15 protein-coding genes and 1 riboswitch are annotated in these 17622 nt (G+C 35.9%); of the genes, 9 read left to right on the forward strand and 6 right to left on the reverse strand.

Annotated elements, in window-relative coordinates:
- Window positions 1–55 precede the first annotated feature (55 nt).
- On the reverse strand, window positions 56–1138 hold the full coding sequence (locus ACFVQC_RS22760; RefSeq protein WP_377899345.1) for a polysaccharide deacetylase family protein: 1083 nt from the start codon (window positions 1136–1138) through the stop codon (window positions 56–58).
- A gap of 550 nt (window positions 1139–1688) precedes the next feature.
- Between ACFVQC_RS22760 and ACFVQC_RS22765 the strand changes: the two genes are divergently transcribed.
- Window positions 1689–2396 (forward strand): hypothetical protein, encoded by a 708-nt coding sequence (locus ACFVQC_RS22765; protein ID WP_219916948.1) that lies wholly within the window; start codon window positions 1689–1691, stop codon window positions 2394–2396.
- A gap of 45 nt (window positions 2397–2441) precedes the next feature.
- Here the strand turns inward: ACFVQC_RS22765 and ACFVQC_RS22770 are convergent, their stop codons facing one another.
- Window positions 2442–3638, reverse strand: coding sequence for a NupC/NupG family nucleoside CNT transporter (locus ACFVQC_RS22770; protein WP_377894713.1), 1197 nt, complete (start codon window positions 3636–3638; stop codon window positions 2442–2444).
- A gap of 197 nt (window positions 3639–3835) precedes the next feature.
- A riboswitch (purine riboswitch) is annotated at window positions 3836–3937 on the reverse strand.
- Window positions 3938–4058: 121 nt separating this feature from the next.
- Between ACFVQC_RS22770 and rlmD the strand changes: the two genes are divergently transcribed.
- The 3 genes from rlmD (at window position 4059) to ACFVQC_RS22785 (ending at window position 8860) form a co-directional block, all read left to right on the forward strand.
- A complete protein-coding gene (rlmD, locus tag ACFVQC_RS22775; RefSeq protein ID WP_341307827.1) occupies window positions 4059–5435 on the forward strand; it encodes a 23S rRNA (uracil(1939)-C(5))-methyltransferase RlmD in 1377 nt (458 codons plus the stop codon).
- Window positions 5436–5637: 202 nt separating this feature from the next.
- A complete protein-coding gene (locus ACFVQC_RS22780) occupies window positions 5638–6627 on the forward strand; it encodes a tRNA dihydrouridine synthase (protein ID WP_377894710.1) in 990 nt (329 codons plus the stop codon).
- Between the two features lie 214 nt (window positions 6628–6841).
- Window positions 6842–8860: a GAF domain-containing sensor histidine kinase gene (locus ACFVQC_RS22785; protein WP_002010154.1), complete on the forward strand. Its 2019-nt coding sequence runs from the start codon at window positions 6842–6844 to the stop codon at window positions 8858–8860.
- Between the two features lie 144 nt (window positions 8861–9004).
- Here ACFVQC_RS22785 and ACFVQC_RS22790 read toward each other — a convergent pair whose 3' ends face one another.
- Window positions 9005–9172: a hypothetical protein gene (locus ACFVQC_RS22790; protein ID WP_377899346.1), complete on the reverse strand. Its 168-nt coding sequence runs from the start codon at window positions 9170–9172 to the stop codon at window positions 9005–9007.
- 230 nt (window positions 9173–9402) lie between these two features.
- Here ACFVQC_RS22790 and ACFVQC_RS22795 point away from each other — a divergent pair, with 230 nt between their 5' ends.
- On the forward strand, window positions 9403–9933 hold the full coding sequence (locus ACFVQC_RS22795) for a YehS family protein (RefSeq protein WP_002010158.1): 531 nt from the start codon (window positions 9403–9405) through the stop codon (window positions 9931–9933).
- Window positions 9934–10055: 122 nt separating this feature from the next.
- Entirely contained in the window at window positions 10056–10763 is a 708-nt protein-coding gene (locus ACFVQC_RS22800; RefSeq protein ID WP_002063587.1) for a M48 family metallopeptidase, read from the forward strand.
- A gap of 69 nt (window positions 10764–10832) precedes the next feature.
- Here ACFVQC_RS22800 and ACFVQC_RS22805 read toward each other — a convergent pair whose 3' ends face one another.
- Window positions 10833–11528 carry a GNAT family N-acetyltransferase gene (locus ACFVQC_RS22805; RefSeq protein ID WP_215574322.1) on the reverse strand — a complete coding sequence of 232 codons (696 nt, stop codon included), beginning with the start codon at window positions 11526–11528 and terminating at the stop codon, window positions 10833–10835.
- A gap of 14 nt (window positions 11529–11542) precedes the next feature.
- Window positions 11543–12652: a mandelate racemase/muconate lactonizing enzyme family protein gene (locus ACFVQC_RS22810; protein WP_002063593.1), complete on the reverse strand. Its 1110-nt coding sequence runs from the start codon at window positions 12650–12652 to the stop codon at window positions 11543–11545.
- Between the two features lie 93 nt (window positions 12653–12745).
- On the opposite strand from ACFVQC_RS22810, the gene ACFVQC_RS22815 reads away from it, so the two are divergent.
- A complete protein-coding gene (locus ACFVQC_RS22815) occupies window positions 12746–14032 on the forward strand; it encodes a transcriptional regulator (RefSeq protein ID WP_377895699.1) in 1287 nt (428 codons plus the stop codon).
- On the opposite strand, the gene nhaC is transcribed toward ACFVQC_RS22815, so the two are convergent.
- A complete protein-coding gene (gene nhaC / locus ACFVQC_RS22820) occupies window positions 14029–15450 on the reverse strand; it encodes a Na+/H+ antiporter NhaC (protein WP_377899347.1) in 1422 nt (473 codons plus the stop codon). The two genes, ACFVQC_RS22815 and nhaC, sit on opposite strands and share 4 nt — an antisense overlap.
- Before the next feature lie 289 nt (window positions 15451–15739).
- Between nhaC and ACFVQC_RS22825 the strand changes: the two genes are divergently transcribed.
- Complete coding sequence (locus tag ACFVQC_RS22825) at window positions 15740–16855, forward strand: M20 peptidase aminoacylase family protein (protein WP_199672992.1); 1116 nt, start codon at window positions 15740–15742, stop codon at window positions 16853–16855.
- 150 nt (window positions 16856–17005) lie between these two features.
- A complete protein-coding gene (locus ACFVQC_RS22830) occupies window positions 17006–17614 on the forward strand; it encodes an SAM-dependent methyltransferase (protein WP_098988250.1) in 609 nt (202 codons plus the stop codon).
- The last annotated feature ends 8 nt before the right edge of the window (window positions 17615–17622 follow it).

The raw sequence follows: 17622 nt of genomic DNA on the forward strand, positions 1-17622 counted from the left end.
AATATATATAAATATAACGTAAAAAGAGAGCTCAAAATATATTGAGCTCCCGAATTTATTTGATGGAAGAGGCAAACTGTTCTACTGTAGTTGTATGATGTATACGAACACGCTTCATCTTTAACAACTCATCTGGTTCACCTTTCGTAATGAACTGCCCAGGTTTCGTTGTCGTTGCAAATTGATAATATTTCTTTGTCTCTGCGACAACTTTATCATCTACATGACCGAATGGATAAGCAATTGCGATAACAGGCTTACCTGTTATTTTTTCTAGCGTTTCCTTCGATCCTTTTAGTTCTTCTTCATAGTTTGTAATCTTTGGTAAGTCTGCGTGTGTTGCTGTATGAGATTGTACAGAAAAAATACCTGAATCAACCATTTCTTTTATTTCAGATGTAGAAAGGGCACCTTCTACATCAACGTTATCAACAATCATATATTCCGTTGCCGTTGGTTTAAAAGTATCATCTTTTAGCTTTTGTAAAATGCGAAATGCATTCATATTATTTTTCATACCGTCATCAAATGTAACGAAAATCGGCTTGTTTACTTTATTTATATCGCTCCAGCGTTCAAATGTTAATAATGTATAACCATTGTCTTTTAAATACTTCATTTGTGCTTCAAAGTTAGCGGGTGATACGAATAAATCTTTAATACCTTGTCCATGATAATCATCAATTGCGTGGTACATAAGAACAGGAACTTTTTGCTCGAAAGTAATAGTAGATTTCGTAAGTGGAATAGCTTTTCCACCCTCGGTTGTTCCTGTAGCTTCAATTTGGTATTCACCGCGTTTTCCTTCAAATTCTTTTATATCAAAGGGAAGTGTAAATTGTTGATTTTTTTCTTTAGAAGAAAAAGATTTAGCACTTTCCTTTCCATCCACAGTGCGCCAAATTTTATATTGTACTTCGGTTAAAGCATCTTTTATATCTGTTATATGAATAGCTGTGTTTGTAGATTCGTGTGTAACTGGATTATAAGAAATTTTACCTTGTGTTTGTACAGTCTCTTCTTGTTTTTTTACTTCTTGTACCTTTTTCTCTTTTGCAGGTTCTGGGCTAGCATTATTTGTATTACATCCTGCTAGAATGGCAGACGTGCATAAAGCAATTGCTGCGTACTTTCTCATGAAATCACCTTCTATTGTGTATTATGTTGCATATTTACATTAAAATCCCCACCGCTATAAGAGTGGTGGGGATATACCCTTGTTCATCATATCATTTGAAGAAAATGAGGGGAATATGATTTTTAGGGGGAGCTATTAGAGCGATAGATTAGTGACTTTGAATAGATGTATTCTTTCGTTTTTTATTAGAATTGATAATAATATAACCGACCACAAAGATAAGAGGAATAATGAAGACATAGATCGGCATTCCCCATACATAATAGCTTTTCATGCTTAAAACTAGTAAATGTAAGAAGTCGAAAAGAGCGTGGGCTTTCATAATATCCTCCAATGTGTTTTTTCTTTTTTTTTACAAATTATAACATTCTATATTTGTGATTTGTATATTTTGGTAAATTATTTAAGCTAATTTTAAAGTAAGAGGAAGGTTTATTAATATGCAATTTTGCATATTTAGAGTAGTTTCTATTAAAATATCAGGATTTTAAACTATAATAAGAACCGCTATAAATGAAAGTAATACTGATGTACGGAGTGGAGAACAGAAATGAAATATAAAAAAATAGTATATATTCTGCTCATATCGTTATTCATAGTCGGTTGCCAAAGTGAAGTGAGTAAGGCGAATAGTGTGGAAGAGTATATTCCAAAGCATCTGATGAACGCGGAAGTTACGGCGGATATTATGACGATTGAGATGGATCGTGATACCCGTAAAAAAGTAGAGGTTATTACTAAAAAAATGAGTGATCATGTAAAAAATGATAAAGAGTGGTATGTAAACTACATATCGGGGCATATAGATAAGCAGGTGAAGCCTTATCACCCGAATTTTGGTATTACAGAAGAAGAATATAATTTTTTTAGAAATGCCGTTGAGAATAGTAGTTTATCTAATACAAGTGATGGAAAACTTAAATTTAAGCAAAAAAGTAACCATGAGATAGAAATTGTTTCAAGTAAAAATCTGGAGCTATTTCAGCAGCTAGTAATTGATACAGAGAAGAATATAATAAAAACTTCTTTTGGAGAATGTCAGTATGTTGGAGAAACAAAACCATCTTCAGAAAAAAGAATATTAGGTCCAGTGAATGGCAAGCAATGGATGTTACAAAAAAAAGATTTAATCTATTTATTTTCCTTAGGCAAGCTTGAAGGAGAGAATAAATCTGTTATTGATATTTCAGTAAAAGGTATACACGAAGGAAAGCTTATTAGTAAAGAGGAAGTAGTTGAATTCCGTTCGGTTTCATAAAGAATCAAAAAATCACCTTACTTTAACGAGTAAGGTGATTTTTTATTAAATAAACAATCCAGCGATTGTTGCAGATAAAATAGAAGCAAGTGTTGATGCAAATAGCATTTTCCAACCAAATTTAGATACGATGCTTCCTTGTTTTTCAGAAAGGGCACGGATTGTACCAACAATCGCACCAATTTGGCTAATACTTGCGAAGCTAATTAAGAATACTGTAACGATTCCAACTGTACGTGGAGATAATGTTGCAGCAGCGCCTTTTAAATCAAGGATTGCTACGAATTCATTTAAGACAATCTTCGTACCCATAATACCACCAGCTGGGATAATATCTTGAGTTGGAATACCCATTAAGAATGCGAATGGAGAAAGTATATAACCGAAGATTTGTTGTAAAGTAACAGCATATCCCATTGCACCTGAAGCAGCGCTAATTACGTAGTTTACAACTTCCATAACACCAATGAAGGCAATCATTAACGCAGCAACGATACCAGCTACTTTTAACCCATCAAGCGCACCGTTAATCATAGCGCCGATAAAGCTATCTCCGAATAGGTTTCTATCAAATTTTTGAATCACTTCGTCTTCCTTTTTCGTATCAACTGGTGTTAATAACGAACAAACGATTAAGCTTGAGAATAAGTTTAGCGGAAGAGCCGCTAATACATATTTCGCATCTAACATCATAACGTATGATGCTGTAACAGAAGCAGAAACTGAGCTCATCGCAGAACAACAAATGATAAACATACGGTTTTTATTAAAATGTTGTAAATCGTTTTTAATAACGATTAACGCTTCACTTGAACCGAAGAATACAGAATTTACTGCGTGGAATGATTCAACGCGTGGTAAACCAGTAATTTTTGAAAGTGCACCGCCGACAATACGAACGATGAATGGTAAAACACCTAAATAACTAAAGATAGAAAGTAGTGCTGAGAAAAATACGATAATTAATAATACATTTAAGAAAAAGACAAAATCTCTTTGAATTCCATTAAAGAGAAAATCGACACCTGTCGTACCAAGTTTAATTAGTTTGTTGAAAACTTTACCAATGAAGATGATAATTTGCTGTCCGATCTTTGTGCCAAACATAAACCAACCGATTAAAATTTGGAAACCAATCATAATAGCAATTGCACGGAAGTTGATTTTACTTCTATTGTTTGACAAAGCAAAGCATAAACCTAAAACGACAAGAATACCGATAATGCTCATTACATATTGCATGTAGTTGCCCCTTTCAGAAGTTCGTATAAAGTTTTTACATAAAACGCTCGTTATATTACTAAAAATAAAGTAATGGAAGTTTCATGTCATACGTAAGATGTCTGACCTTTTTGAAAAATAAAAAAAAGACCCCTATGGATTCACTTTCATCTATGAGAGAAAGCTAATCAATAGGAGTCTTTTTTATACATAGGCTAATATTCATTAGTTTTCCCCATAGTCCAGCAATTTAAGGTTGCCGGGTAGAAACTCTCGATCCATATTATCGACTATATATGAGGTAACATCGTCCGTATTAAATTAGTAGTAGCGTAACATTACTAGAGAACTATCGTCAATAGCTTTTTTTCTTCCAATAGAAATAGACCATATAAGTATGATAAAATGTAACGCAGTGTTATGAAAAAGAGAGGTCGGAAAATGAGTACAAAAATGACGCCACCAGTTGAAAAAAACGAGTTTATAGATGTAGTGTTTGAAGATTTAACACATGATGGTGCCGGTGTTGCGAAAGTGAAGGGATATCCTATTTTCGTAAAAAACGGATTACCAGGTGAGGAAGCGCAAATTAAAATTATTAAAGTGAAGAAAAACTTCGCGTTTGGTCGTTTAATGAAGCTTCATCAAGAAAGTCCATATCGTAAAGATGCAGAATGCCCCGTGTACAACGAGTGCGGCGGTTGTCAACTTCAGCACTTAACATATGAAGGACAATTAAAAGCGAAAGAGAAACAAGTACGTGACGTTATGCAGCGTATCGGCGGACTAAGCGATGTTCCTGTTCATCCTGTACTTGGCATGAAGAACCCATGGGTATACCGTAATAAAGCACAAGTACCAATTGGAGAACGTGAAGGTGGACTTGTAGCTGGTTTCTATCGTCAAGGAACGCATGACATCATTAATATGGAATCATGCTTAATTCAGGCAGAAGAAAACGATGCATTAATTCAAGAAGTAAAACGTATTTGTGAAAAAAACGGTATTTCGGCGTATAACGAAGAGCGTAACAAAGGAACACTTCGCCACGTAATGGCCCGCTACGGACAAGTAACGGGGGAGATTATGCTTGTCTTCATTACACGTACAGCTGAACTGCCAAATAAAGAAGCAATCATTGAAGAAATCGCAGCGAAATTCCCAGAAGTAAAATCAATTGTTCAAAACGTAAACACGAAACGTACAAACGTTATTTTCGGAGACAAAACGACAGTACTGTACGGATCAGAATATATTTATGACTTTATCGGTGACATTAAATTTGCGATTTCAGCACGTTCATTCTATCAAGTAAACCCAGAACAAACGAAAGTGCTATACGATAAAACGTTAGAATACGCAAAGTTAAATGGTAACGAAACAGTAATCGATGCCTATTGCGGAATCGGATCAATCTCCTTATTCCTAGCGCAAAAAGCGAAGAAAGTGTACGGTGTTGAAATTGTTCCAGAAGCAATCGAGGACGCAAACCGAAACGCAGCACTAAACAACATGACAAATGCTGAATTTGGCGTAGGAGAAGCAGAAGTAGTCATTCCAAAATGGTACAAAGAAGGCGTAATTGCCGACACAATGGTCGTAGACCCACCGCGTAAAGGCTGTGACGAAGCATTACTAAACACAATCATCGATATGAAGCCAAAACGCGTCGTATACGTATCATGTAACCCAGCAACATTAGCACGCGACTTAAAAGTACTAGAAGAAGGCGGATATAAAACACAGGAAGTACAGCCTGTTGATATGTTCCCGCATACGACTCACGTAGAGTGTGTGGCTTGGCTTAAGTTGGTATAATAGAAAAGCAGTTGATATAGAAAAAATCTATACCACCTGCTTTTTGGTTTATAAAAATACCATTCAGCAACGATTTTAGTTAAAATGAATATTGCTGATTTTCACAAAATATAAATGTCCAAATGTACTTTTGCTATTTGGCTTTATATTTTTAAATTGAGAGTTTGAAATTGTATTCATATTGAGAGGATTTGAATTTGAAATGATAGATAATTTTTGGGATAATTTACCACGACCGTTTTTTGTACTTGCACCAATGGAAGATGTGACAGACGTTGTTTTTCGTCACGTAGTAAGTGAAGCTGGTTGCCCAGATGTATTTTTCACAGAGTTTACAAACTCGGATAGCTATTGTCATCCAGAAGGTATGAAAAGTGTACGTGGCCGTTTAATTTTTACAGAAGATGAACAGCCGATAGTCGCGCATATTTGGGGAGATACTCCTGAATATTTCCGCCAAATGAGTATTGGTATGGCAGAGCTAGGATTTAAAGGTATCGATATTAATATGGGCTGCCCTGTACCGAATGTAGCATCAAGAGGAAAAGGTAGTGGCCTTATTCTACGTCCAGACGTTGCGGCAGAACTTATTCAAGCAGCAAAAGCGGGCGGACTACCTGTCAGCGTAAAAACACGACTTGGCTTTAAAGAGTTAAGTGAGTGGGAGGATTGGTTAACGCACATTTTCAAACAAGATATTGCGAACCTTTCTATTCACTTACGTACAAGAGAAGAAATGAGCCAAGTAGATGCGCACTGGGAACTAATTCCAGAAATTAAAAAATTACGTGACCGCATTGCACCAAATACGCTAATAACAATCAATGGAGACATTCCTGATCGTCAAACTGGAATGGAACTTGCTGAAAAATACGGTATTGATGGCGTTATGATTGGACGAGGTATCTTTAAAAATCCATTTGCTTTTGAAAAAGAGCCAAGAGAACATAGCAGTAAAGAACACCTTGATCTTCTAAGACTACAGCTTGATCTTCAAGATCAATATGCAGAAGTACTACCACGCTCAATCACAGGGCTTCATCGCTTCTTCAAAATTTATGTAAAAGGCTTCCCTGGAGCTGCTGAACTAAGAAATCAATTGATGAACACGAAATCAACTGATGAAGTGCGTGCGTTGCTTGATAAGTTTGAGGCGAGTGTTGATAAGGATGGAGATAGTGAAACAGTGTAACTTTTGAAAGTTAGAGGGGATAGGGTGTAGCGATTTTATGAGTGTTTGTTTCATTTTAATTAAGGTGAACCGTATCATAAGTAAGTGAGGTATTCTATGTAAAACAAGGGTAAGAAAAGAATACAGGAGAAAATTGAAAATGGCAGGTTGGTCTTGATTTCCACTGATATTATCATGTTTATTTTATTATGCCTATAACTTGGAGGCTATGTGAATGTTAAGTGATCAGACGAGATATTCTAGGCTCGCGAATATAACAAAAATAATAAATACAAAATTAGAACTACGTGAAGTATTGCAGCGTGTAACAATGGCGATATCAGAGGAGATTGTTAGGTGCAACGCTGTTGGAATTTATTTACCTCAGGAAGATGGAACATTTAGAGGTTTTGCAGGAAAACCAGAGACCATAAATGGCGTAACGCTCGATACTCAGGTAATTGATCCTGAAATAGACTTACTGGCAAAAGAAGTTATTGAAACCAAAAAAACCATTTATATTCCTGATACATCAAAGGATCATCGGCCGGATCCGAGACCAGTTGCTGCGTTCAAAATTAAGTCCTTATTAGCCCTGCCTATCTCATTTGGACAAGAGTTATTTGGTCTGGTTTTTTTATTTGATTATGGAGTTCCAATGAACTTAACAGATTCAGAGATTCAAAGTGTTGAAGCTTATGTAAATATGGCTGCGGTCGCAATTCAAAATGCAAATAATTTAACACAAAAGGAAAACCTTATTGCCGAGAAGCAGCTATTACTAGATGTTACCCGTGATTTATCAATGTGTTCCTCGATACAGGAGAGTTTTGATAAATGTTTTTTTTACTTAGGACAGATTTTAGAGAGTAAAAACATGGCTGCCCACCTTTTAGATCCGCTAGACAAAACAACGATTAAAACAACAAAGTTAAGCAAGGACTGTGATTGGACAGAAGCGGATTGGATGGAGAAAAGCTATGAAGCCAAGATCCAAGAGGTTATTCAAACAAAAAATATAGATAGTAAGGGTCTACTGATGATTCCATTGGTTTCAATGGGAGAAATATTAGGGGTAATCGTCGTTGGCAAAGAGGGAAAAGCTCACAATTACGATAATTCCCAAATTCAACTGGCAAAATCTATCGTTGATGCCACAGCTCCTACGTTTTCAAACTTGTTATATATGGATCAACTTGAAAGTATGGTGGAAGAGCGAACGAGAGAACTAGCTGCTGCTAATGAAAAAGTTACAAGTGTGATTGAAAGTATTACGGATGGATTCTTTACTTTGAATAATAAATGGGAATTTACGTACGTAAATAAGCATCAATATTTTCCACAAAGAAAAACAGCAAAAGATGTATTAGGCAAGAATATATGGGATGTTTTCCTGAGTAGCGTCGACGCAGTTATGTATAAGGAATTTCATCGTGCAATGTCAGAGCGAACTACAGTTCATTTCGAATCTTTTTCTATCTCTGATGAATATTGGCACGAAGTTATTGCATACCCGTATGATGATGGTATTTGTTGTGTTTTTAAAAACATAACGGAAAAAAAGCAATATGAGCAGGAATTGAAAAGGTTATCCAACATAGATTTAATAGGGCAAATGGCAGCAGGTATCAGCCATGAGATTAGAAATCCAATGACAACAGTACGAGGGTTTTTGCAGTTATTAAAAGAAGAGAGCATCTATGAGAAACATAATAAGTACTTTAATTTAATGATTGAAGAACTTGACCGTTCCAATTCTATTATTACGGAATTTCTCTCAATGGGTAATACAAAGAAATCGGATTTACAGATGTTAGATTTAAATTCAATTATCCACGATAGTATTCCTTTAATAAAAATTGATACGTATAATCAAAATAAATATATTCAAGTCGATACAAATGACATTCCGGAATTACTTTTAAATCGTAATGAGATACGGCAATTATTAATAAACCTATACCGTAATGGCTTAGAAGCGATGAGCACAGGGAAAGTTCTAACCATTAGCACCTACAAGGAAGGTCGAAATTGTGTGGTGCTTGCAGTGCGGGATCAAGGAAAAGGTATCAGGCCTGAAGTATTAGAGAAACTGGGTACTCCATTTTACACGACCAAAGATAATGGAACTGGATTGGGATTAGGCGTATGTTATGCTATTGCTGCCCGGCATAATGCGAAAATAGAAATTCAAACAGGCTCGGAAGGCACTACCTTTTTTGTTAAATTTAATTATGAAAATAATGAACAATAACCTCATTTAGATTAGTTACGGTGAACCGTACCACAAATAAAAAGGAAAACCTAAGTAAACACAATCAATATATTTCACCTGAATTTTGCGTAACATTCATGTTTGAGTTGCCCACTAAAATAAAAAGAAATGGACTAACCTATATCAGGTTAGTCCATTTTCAAGTGTGTTAATTAATAGTAAATCTCCGTTTTGTACTTTTAGGAGCTTTTCGGTATTAGATCCTGGCTCTCCATATGTATATTCTGTTAGCATTGGGTCCTCATGTCCGAAGTTTCGTTCAGCATCTTTATAACCAATTAGATAATTCAATATTGATTCCCTCTCATATTAACTCTAGTATCATTATAATTTAATTGGGTTAAAATGGATAATTAAAAGTACCTAAACAACATATGTTGCTGTTTTAAAATCATCCCCAAAACCATTAATCCACCTAAGACTACAAAACCAACCTCTAAAATGTTAAAGTAGTAACTTAACGACATTAATTTACACATGCTAAAAGCATTACTATAATCAACATTTCAGGAGGACAAACAATGGCTATAAGTAATAATGATATATTAATTCGAGTAAGATATGCTCTGGATATAAAAGATACAGATATGGTGGAGATATTTAAACTTGGTGGCGTTGAAGTAACAAAAGAAGAAGTGCGAAAGATGCTGACAAAATTAAAAAACAGTTACTATGATGAAGTTGATGATATTGATGTAGTTGAATATGATTACGAAATAAAATGCAATAATGTTATGTTAGAGTCATTTTTGAATGGTTTTATTACTTTTAAAAGAGGAAAACAAGATCCAAAACCAGGGCAATCGGATAGACAAGCGATGTCTTTAAAGAGTAATGGAAGTGTTAATAATCTCGTTCTAAAAAAATTGAAGATAGCACTATCATTAACAAGTGAAGATATGCTTGATATATTAGAAGACGTAGGAGTCATTGTAACAAAAGGAGAATTAAGCGCTCTATTAAGAAAAGAAGGCCATAAGAATTACAAAGAGTGCGGTGATAGATACGCAAGGAATTTCTTAAAGGGATTAGCTGTAAGCTATAGAGGATAAGAAATAAGCATTGTAACATTTATGATAAAGCAGTAAATGATATAATAGGTAGAGTAGGACGTTTGTATCCTGCTCTTTTTTATTTGTAAAAATAATTATGAACGAATACGTTAGGTGATGAAATGGTACATACATATTTAGGTGAGACAATTAATTTTCATATAACTTATAAGAAGAAAAAGTCGGTGCGTCTTTATGTAGATTCTTACGGAAATGTTGAGGTGCAAGCCCCGAAAGGTACACCTGTTGAATACTTAGTCCAATTGTTAGAGGAGAAATGGGATTGGATTCAGGCAACACGTAAGGAAATGCAGGAGCGAGCGCTTGGACCACAGGAAAAAGGTTATGATCAAGGAGAGGGTTTTCTGTATTTAGGAAACACATATCCGATACAGGTTTCTCAAGATGTAAGTATTACGCAAGACAATGCAGTGTTTGAAGGGGATAAGCTACATATTTATGTGAAAGAGCTTAAGGATGAGAAAATCCAGCAAGCTTTGAAGCGATTTTATTATAAGCAGTGTAAGGCGGTAGTGGAAAAGAGTATTAAAGCGCATCAAAACAACTTTAAAACAAAACCGCGTTCTATTCGTATTACAGATAGTAGTCGTACGTGGGGAACTTGTGATTCAAATCTACAACTAACATTCAATTGGAAACTAGCAATGGCACCTCAGAGGGTAATTGATTATGTAGTTGTTCATGAAATGTGTCATATGGTTCATTTAAATCATGATCGCTCTTTTTGGCGTCTTGTCGGGAAGATAATGCCTGATTATAAGGAAATGGAAAACTGGTTAGCGTTATCGAGCTGGAAGATGACGGTTTAGTTATTACTTTAGATTGTGGAATGAAATAAAGTAGAACCCTAATGAATTAGGGTTCTCTTTGTACATAGATTATCGTCCAAAATTCACAGTGAAAGTATCGTCTATTCTCTCCATCTCATACCCACGATACCCCTCCGAAAGCAACGCCTGCTGTCCACCAGCATCACTCATCGGAACGCTCTTAACATCGGACCAATCTCTTTCCTTATCCCCACGCAATTCCTTCACAAAAACATACCGCATACTCCCGCCATACTTCTCCTTCAGTGCAGCAATTTCCATACCTTGCGCAAACTTATCTTTTAAACTAGGGATGTTGAAAGGTGCAACGGTGCAACAAACATAGTCGTACTGGCTGTCTTCTTTTTGTAATTCATCCATGATGACTGTGGCTAATATTTTTTGCATGCCATTTCCTCGGCAGTTCGGATGAACGTTTGAGATTTCTTGATAGATGACGCGGTGTAGCTGACTTTCTGGTAGACCAATATCAAGCCCTAAATGTTCATCGTCGATAGGAGGGACTAGTAGGGCACGAAATGCGATGAGCTCGTTTTGTATAAACGCCCCGATCATCATGCCGTTTCCTTCTAGAATGTATTGAAATTCTTCTAGCGAGAGTGGTTGTAAACGACCTTTATCTTCTAGCGCTTCAACTATAACGTTTTGTAATGATAAAATTTGTTCGATGTGCTCTAGTGATAGTAATGTAACGTGAAATGGTTGTTCGTTTTGTTTTAATGTTCCTTCGTAAAGAATCGTCATGCGTTAGTCCTCCTTTAGCGTACAACGTCTTGAAAGACGGTTAGTTCTTGTAATGTATTTTCGTTTATTTCAATGCCGAGTCCCGGCTTTTCGTTTAAGCGAATAAATGGTACGTCGTAATGTAAGTTTCCGATGTCTTTCGTGAATTTTAATGGTCCTGTTAGCTCGACGCTAGTAATGATTTTTTTTGAGAAAGCGACATGGAATCCTGCGGAAGAGGCAACAGATGATTCGACCATGGATCCAACTTGGCATTCAATGCCTGCCATTTCAGCTTGATGAGCGAGTTTTACAGCTGGATATATGCCGCCGCATTTCATTAGTTTTATATTCACTTTATCAGCTGCGTCTAATTTAATAATTTGGCGCATTTCACGAGAGCCTTTTAGTCCTTCATCAATCATAAGCGGAAGATCTGTTTTCGAACGAATATGAGCCATTGCATCAATATCGTCTGCGACAACAGGCTGTTCAATCCAGTCGATGTTTAAATGACCTAATGAACGAAGTGCTGTTAATGTGTTTGCGCTATTTTTCCAGCCTTGGTTTACATCAACACGAATCGCGATATCATTTCCTACACGTTCACGTACAGCTTCAATTCGTTTTACATCTTCTTTTACATTCGTGCCGACTTTCATTTTGAAAGATTGGTAACCTTTCTTAATCATGGAAGCCGCTTCTTCAGCCATATTTTCTGGATCGGCGATACTTAAGACGTGAGTGACAGGAAATTCTTCATGGTAGCGTCCTCCAATTAATTGATATACAGGTTGATTTAGTTTTTTACCCAGTATATCAAAACAAGCGATATCAATCGCAGCTTTCGCAGTAGGAATACCGTAAATTGTATTGTCCATCATATCGTGTATTTTTTCGATATTCATTGGATTTTTCCCAATTAGAGCAGGAGCTAGTGTATGTTTTAAAACATGGAAAGTACTTTCCCATGATTCACCTGTAACGTGATCATCAGCAACGCCTTCACCGTAACCGATAATGCCTTCATCTGTTTCCATTTTGACGATAATAGAAGGCATATCAGAATAAGAACCATAACTAATAACAAACGGATCGCGAAGTGGTAAACGAATTGCGTAAAGATGAATAGCTGTAATTTTCATTGAATAAAGACCCCTTCCTGTTTACAATGGTTTTGTACATTTGATATAGTTGACGTTAAATAGTCGTTAATTGATGATAAGGAGTTAGAGAAAATGATGATAAAAATTGCAGTTGTCGGTTCAAAAAAGTTTATGGAGAATCTTTTACCTATTGCTCATAAACTAGAAGAGATAGAGATTGATCCATATATTTACCTTCACCCGGCAGAATCTTCCGAAATATTAAAACGTTTAAAACCTTGTGATGTTATCTTTTTCTCAGGTGCTTTACCTTATTATATGGCAAAAGAAATAAGAGAACAATTACCAATTCCAAGTGTATATTTGCAGCAAGACGAGACAACTGTCGCATCTTCACTTCTTTCTATATTATATCATCAAGGTATTCAACCTCATAAAATTTCAATTGATTTAGTAGATCGTTCGTTTATTACAAATGTGTTCCATGACATCGGTCTAAAAGAAACGCCGCAAGTGATGGATTATGAAAATATGTTATGGAGTAATGATGAAATTAAGAGAATCATTGATTTTCATTTAGCTAAATATCAATCAGGAGAGGTTGATTTAGCTTTAACTAGTATTCACGCTGTCTACGACGAACTTCAAAAAATAGGTATTCCTTCAGAGCGTATGATAGATCCGACGCAATCAATTATACACGGGTTAAAAGATGCAAAAATAAAAGCTGAGTTAGCAAAAAGCCATTCAGCTACTGTTGGTGCTTGTATTATATCCTTTATAGAGTTACAAGAAAGCTCGCTTGAAAAATTAAATGTAATTTCAAAAGAATTACGTGGTTCATTTAAACAAGTTGATGAAATGACTTTTATTTTGTATACAACTCGTGGTGATATCGAATCGAGTACAAAAACAAATACGATAGATCGTTTATTTATGAATATAGAAGGAGCGGTATCTATTGGATTTGGTTACGGAAAAACAGTAAATGAAGCGGAACAAAATGCAAAAATCGCTCAAGGTTTCGCAAAAAATAATCCGATAGAGCGCCGCTTTTATATACTAACAAGTGATAAAGAATTATTTGGTCCGTTCCCGAAAGAACAGAGAGTACAGAGAGTACAAAGTTTAAAAAACGATAATCCTGAATTTATGAAAATAGCGAAGGAAACGAAGCTTAGTCCTGCAAACTTGTCAAAAATTATTCAATTTAGTCAATCGCATCCATCTTTGAAATTTACAGCGGCCGATCTTTCTGAGTACTTACAAGTGACTCGGCGATCGACGGAAAGGCTGTTAAAGAAATTAGTTGATTACAGGTATGCCAATATTTGCGGCGAGGAAATGCCCTATCAACAAGGGCGCCCTCGTGCAATATATGAGCTAAATTTACCGTTGTATTCGTTTCAAAAATTTTAAGCTTCTAGTTGTGCTTTTTGTTTTTTCAGTAGATCTGCTTTTTCAATATCAGATAGCTTAGTAATTGTGAAGCCAGTTATACCATAAATGATTGAGATAATAGGTACGATGAAATTCAATATAGCATAGGGAGCATATTCGAATGCACCGACTCCAAGTGTTGCGAGTATAAATACACCACATGTATTCCAAGGTACGAAAACAGAAGTTAATGTTCCACCATCTTCTAATGCTCTGGATAAGTTTTTAGAATGTAGTCCTTTTTCTGTGTACGCATTTGCATACATTCTTGAAGGAACAACAATCGAAATATATTGTTCAGAGCAAGTAAGATTCGTTGCAAAGCAAGATGCGATAGTAGAAGCGATAAGTCCTTTTGCTGATGTCGCTAATTTTAAAATTTGATTTACAATTGAGCGAAGAATGCCAGTATGTTCTAGTACTCCTCCGAAAGTCATAGCGACAATTGTCATAGAGACTGTATTCATCATCGAATCTAAGCCACCGCGGTTAAATAGTTCGTCTACTAGCTTGTTTCCAGTGTCTATGACAAATCCAGTTTGGAGTGCACCGACAGATGCTGAGACAGAACCACCTTGAATAAAGACTTGTGATAAAAATCCTAAAATAATACCTACGAGAATAGCTGGTATAGCTGGTACTTTTTTAGCGACCAATACCATAACGACTACGGGTATGATTAATAGGAAAGGCGAGATAACAAAGTTTTGTTGCAATACTTGTAACGTTTGATCGATGCTTTTTGCATCAATATTGTTATCACCGAAGCTTCTTCCTAATAAAGCATAGACGATAAGAGTAATAATTAAACCTGGAATTGTAGTAAATAACATATGACGAATATGTACGAATAAATCTGTATTTGTTAATCCTGCGGCTAAGTTTGTTGTGTCTGAAAGCGGTGACATTTTATCGCCAAAATAAGAACCGGAAATTATAGCGCCAGCAACCATTGGAGCTGGGATTCCCATACTTAGGCCAATTCCCATTCCAGCAACACCAATTGTTCCCATTGTAGACCAGGAGCTACCGATTGCTAATGCAACGATAGAACAAATAATTGTAATTGAAACTAAAAATAGTGATGGAGTTAAAAGTTTTAAGCCGTAATAAATCAAAGTAGCGACGATTCCGCCGCCAATCCAAGCACCGATCGTTAAACCTACAAGAATAATGATAACGATAGCGGGTAATGCAAGGCGAATTCCTTTATACATCGATTCTTCAATGTCATTCCATTTGTAACCGTATCGCCAAGCGACAATCGAAGCAACGGTTGTACCGATAATAAGTGGGACGTGAGGGCTTTGTTCTAATACAACAATTGTAACCATCATAACTGCAACTGTAATGATAATAGGGATTATTGCTATGCCAAAAGGTATTTCTCTTTTCATAAACTGCCTCCTCATTATGTATGTTTGTATTTTTAGAATTGTCGCAAAATAGACGTTATTAAGTTATGATAACTAAAAATAGATGTAAGCGTCAATATAAAAACAGAAAATATCGAATATTCTATTTGTATAGATATCTTTATAAGATGAGTTGAAATCGGGTATTAACGGTATTAAAAAATAAATAATTGACTTTTTTCTTAAAATTCAATATGTTCATAAAAACATCTGTTTTTCATAAGTATAATTAATCTGAATGGTTTGTAATTAGGGGAAGGAGAATGGAGCTTTGAAAACATTAGAACTACAAGAGCGTTTAACTGAAATTTTTCAGCATTTACATGAAAACCCTGAAGTAAGCTGGAAGGAATATGAAACGACAGCTTATATTACTAACTTTCTAAAAGAAGAAGGAATTTCATATAAAATATTTGATGATTGCCCTGGCGTGATTGCTGAAATCGGAAGCGGGAATCCAGTTATCGCGATTCGTGCTGATATGGATGCGCTATGGCAAGAAGTAGACGGAGAATTTAAAGCGAATCACTCATGCGGCCACGATGCTCATATGACAATTGTGATGGGCCTTATTTTACAATTGAAAAATATGAGATGGGATAGCGGTACTGTTAGATTTATTTTTCAGCCGGCAGAGGAAAAAGGAAATGGTTCCTTAAAGATGGTAGAGAAGGGCGCCGTGGATGATGCTGATTTCTTATTTGGTGTTCATTTAAGGCCGATTGAAGAACTGCCTTTGAAACAAGCTGCACCATCTATTCGTCACGGAGCAGCAGGATTTTTAGAAGGGATGATTCATGGAGATGATGCACACGGGGCACGCCCGCATCAAGGGATAAATGCAATTGATGTCATTTCGATGATCAATATCGGATTGAAAAATATATGGCTACCACCGCAGACGTCTTATTCTGTTAAGATGACGAGATGCCAAGCTGGTGGTGATAATCTAAATATTATTCCAGGTAACGGGCATTTTAGTTTAGATGTAAGAGCAGAAAATAACATATTACTAGATGAATTGAAGCGAAAAATAGAGCAAGTAATTCAGTCAGCTGAATCAATGGGATCTAAACTTTCTTATGAGTGGATTGATCTCGCACCAGGAGCTGAAGTGTCAGAAGAAGCTGAGCGCTTTATGCGAAAAGGTATTCTTGAAGTATACGGGGAAGAGGGATGTACTGGACCACTGTATACGACAGGAAGCGATGATTTCCATTACTACACAGTGAAGAGACCGCATTTAAAAGCTGTCATGCTTGGACTAGGGGCGAACTTACAACCTGGATTACACCATCCGTATATGAAGTTTGATCATAGCTGTATAATGGATGGAGTAGAAATATTGAAACAGACTGTATTGAAAGTGCTGGAAGACAGGGGCTAGAAAGCTCCTGTTTTTTGTAGGAATTTGTCGTTAAGTCGATATATTCGATTTTGCGGCGATATAATTTCACGTACCAATTAATTTGATGAAAAATTCTCCTCTAGTACATGGTGTATAATAATAAGTACCATTTGTTAATAGGAGAAAAAAATGAACGAACAATATTACGATGCTGTATTAAATATAAAAACCGTTGGTGAGCAAAAAGGGTTTAATAAATCTATGCACTATCACCGTTATGAACCGACACCGTATAGCGGGTTGGATGAGTTATTGAATCAATATGAAATAAAAAGTAGCGATCGAATTGTAGACTTTGGGTGTGGAAAAGGGAGATTGAATTTTTACATGCATCATAAGTGCGATGCATCAGCGGTTGGAATTGAAATGAATGAAGCGTTTTATAAAGAAGCAATGGAAAACCGTGAGCGTTATGCAAGGAAGGTAAGAAACAGTAAAGATAAAATTCAATTTGAATGTTGTTTAGCACAGGAATATGAGATTGATCCACGTGATAACCGGTTTTATTTCTTCAATCCATTTTCTGTCCAAGTGTTTATGAATGTAGTAAATAACATTTTGCTTTCGGTAGAGGAAATAGAGAGGAAGGTGGATATTATTTTATACTATCCTTCTGAAGATTATATTTTCTTCTTGGAGAATCAGACTGCTTTTGAATTGAAGAGAGAAGTTAGATTACCGGGTGCTTATGAGAAGAATGGGAATGAGAGATTTTTAGTTTATACATTAGGATTATAAAAAAAGCA

Source organism: Bacillus sp. NPDC057893, from assembly GCF_042796455.1.
GTDB lineage: Bacteria > Bacillota > Bacilli > Bacillales > Bacillaceae_G > Bacillus_A.

Excerpts from the sequence above, each read along its gene's own strand:
- ACFVQC_RS22810 (WP_002063593.1), bottom strand. The coding sequence starts at position 12,652 with ATGAAAATTACAGCTATTCATCTTTACGCAATTCGTTTACCACTTCGC.
- rlmD (WP_341307827.1), top strand. The coding sequence starts at position 4,059 with ATGAGTACAAAAATGACGCCACCAGTTGAAAAAAACGAGTTTATAGAT.
- ACFVQC_RS22815 (WP_377895699.1), top strand. The coding sequence starts at position 12,746 with ATGATGATAAAAATTGCAGTTGTCGGTTCAAAAAAGTTTATGGAGAAT.
- ACFVQC_RS22795 (WP_002010158.1), top strand. The coding sequence starts at position 9,403 with ATGGCTATAAGTAATAATGATATATTAATTCGAGTAAGATATGCTCTG.
- ACFVQC_RS22765 (WP_219916948.1), top strand. The coding sequence starts at position 1,689 with ATGAAATATAAAAAAATAGTATATATTCTGCTCATATCGTTATTCATA.
- ACFVQC_RS22770 (WP_377894713.1), bottom strand. The coding sequence starts at position 3,638 with ATGCAATATGTAATGAGCATTATCGGTATTCTTGTCGTTTTAGGTTTA.
- ACFVQC_RS22830 (WP_098988250.1), top strand. The coding sequence starts at position 17,006 with ATGAACGAACAATATTACGATGCTGTATTAAATATAAAAACCGTTGGT.
- ACFVQC_RS22805 (WP_215574322.1), bottom strand. The coding sequence starts at position 11,528 with ATGACGATTCTTTACGAAGGAACATTAAAACAAAACGAACAACCATTT.
- ACFVQC_RS22785 (WP_002010154.1), top strand. The coding sequence starts at position 6,842 with ATGTTAAGTGATCAGACGAGATATTCTAGGCTCGCGAATATAACAAAA.
- ACFVQC_RS22780 (WP_377894710.1), top strand. The coding sequence starts at position 5,638 with ATGATAGATAATTTTTGGGATAATTTACCACGACCGTTTTTTGTACTT.
- nhaC (WP_377899347.1), bottom strand. The coding sequence starts at position 15,450 with ATGAAAAGAGAAATACCTTTTGGCATAGCAATAATCCCTATTATCATT.
- ACFVQC_RS22760 (WP_377899345.1), bottom strand. The coding sequence starts at position 1,138 with ATGAGAAAGTACGCAGCAATTGCTTTATGCACGTCTGCCATTCTAGCA.
- ACFVQC_RS22800 (WP_002063587.1), top strand. The coding sequence starts at position 10,056 with ATGGTACATACATATTTAGGTGAGACAATTAATTTTCATATAACTTAT.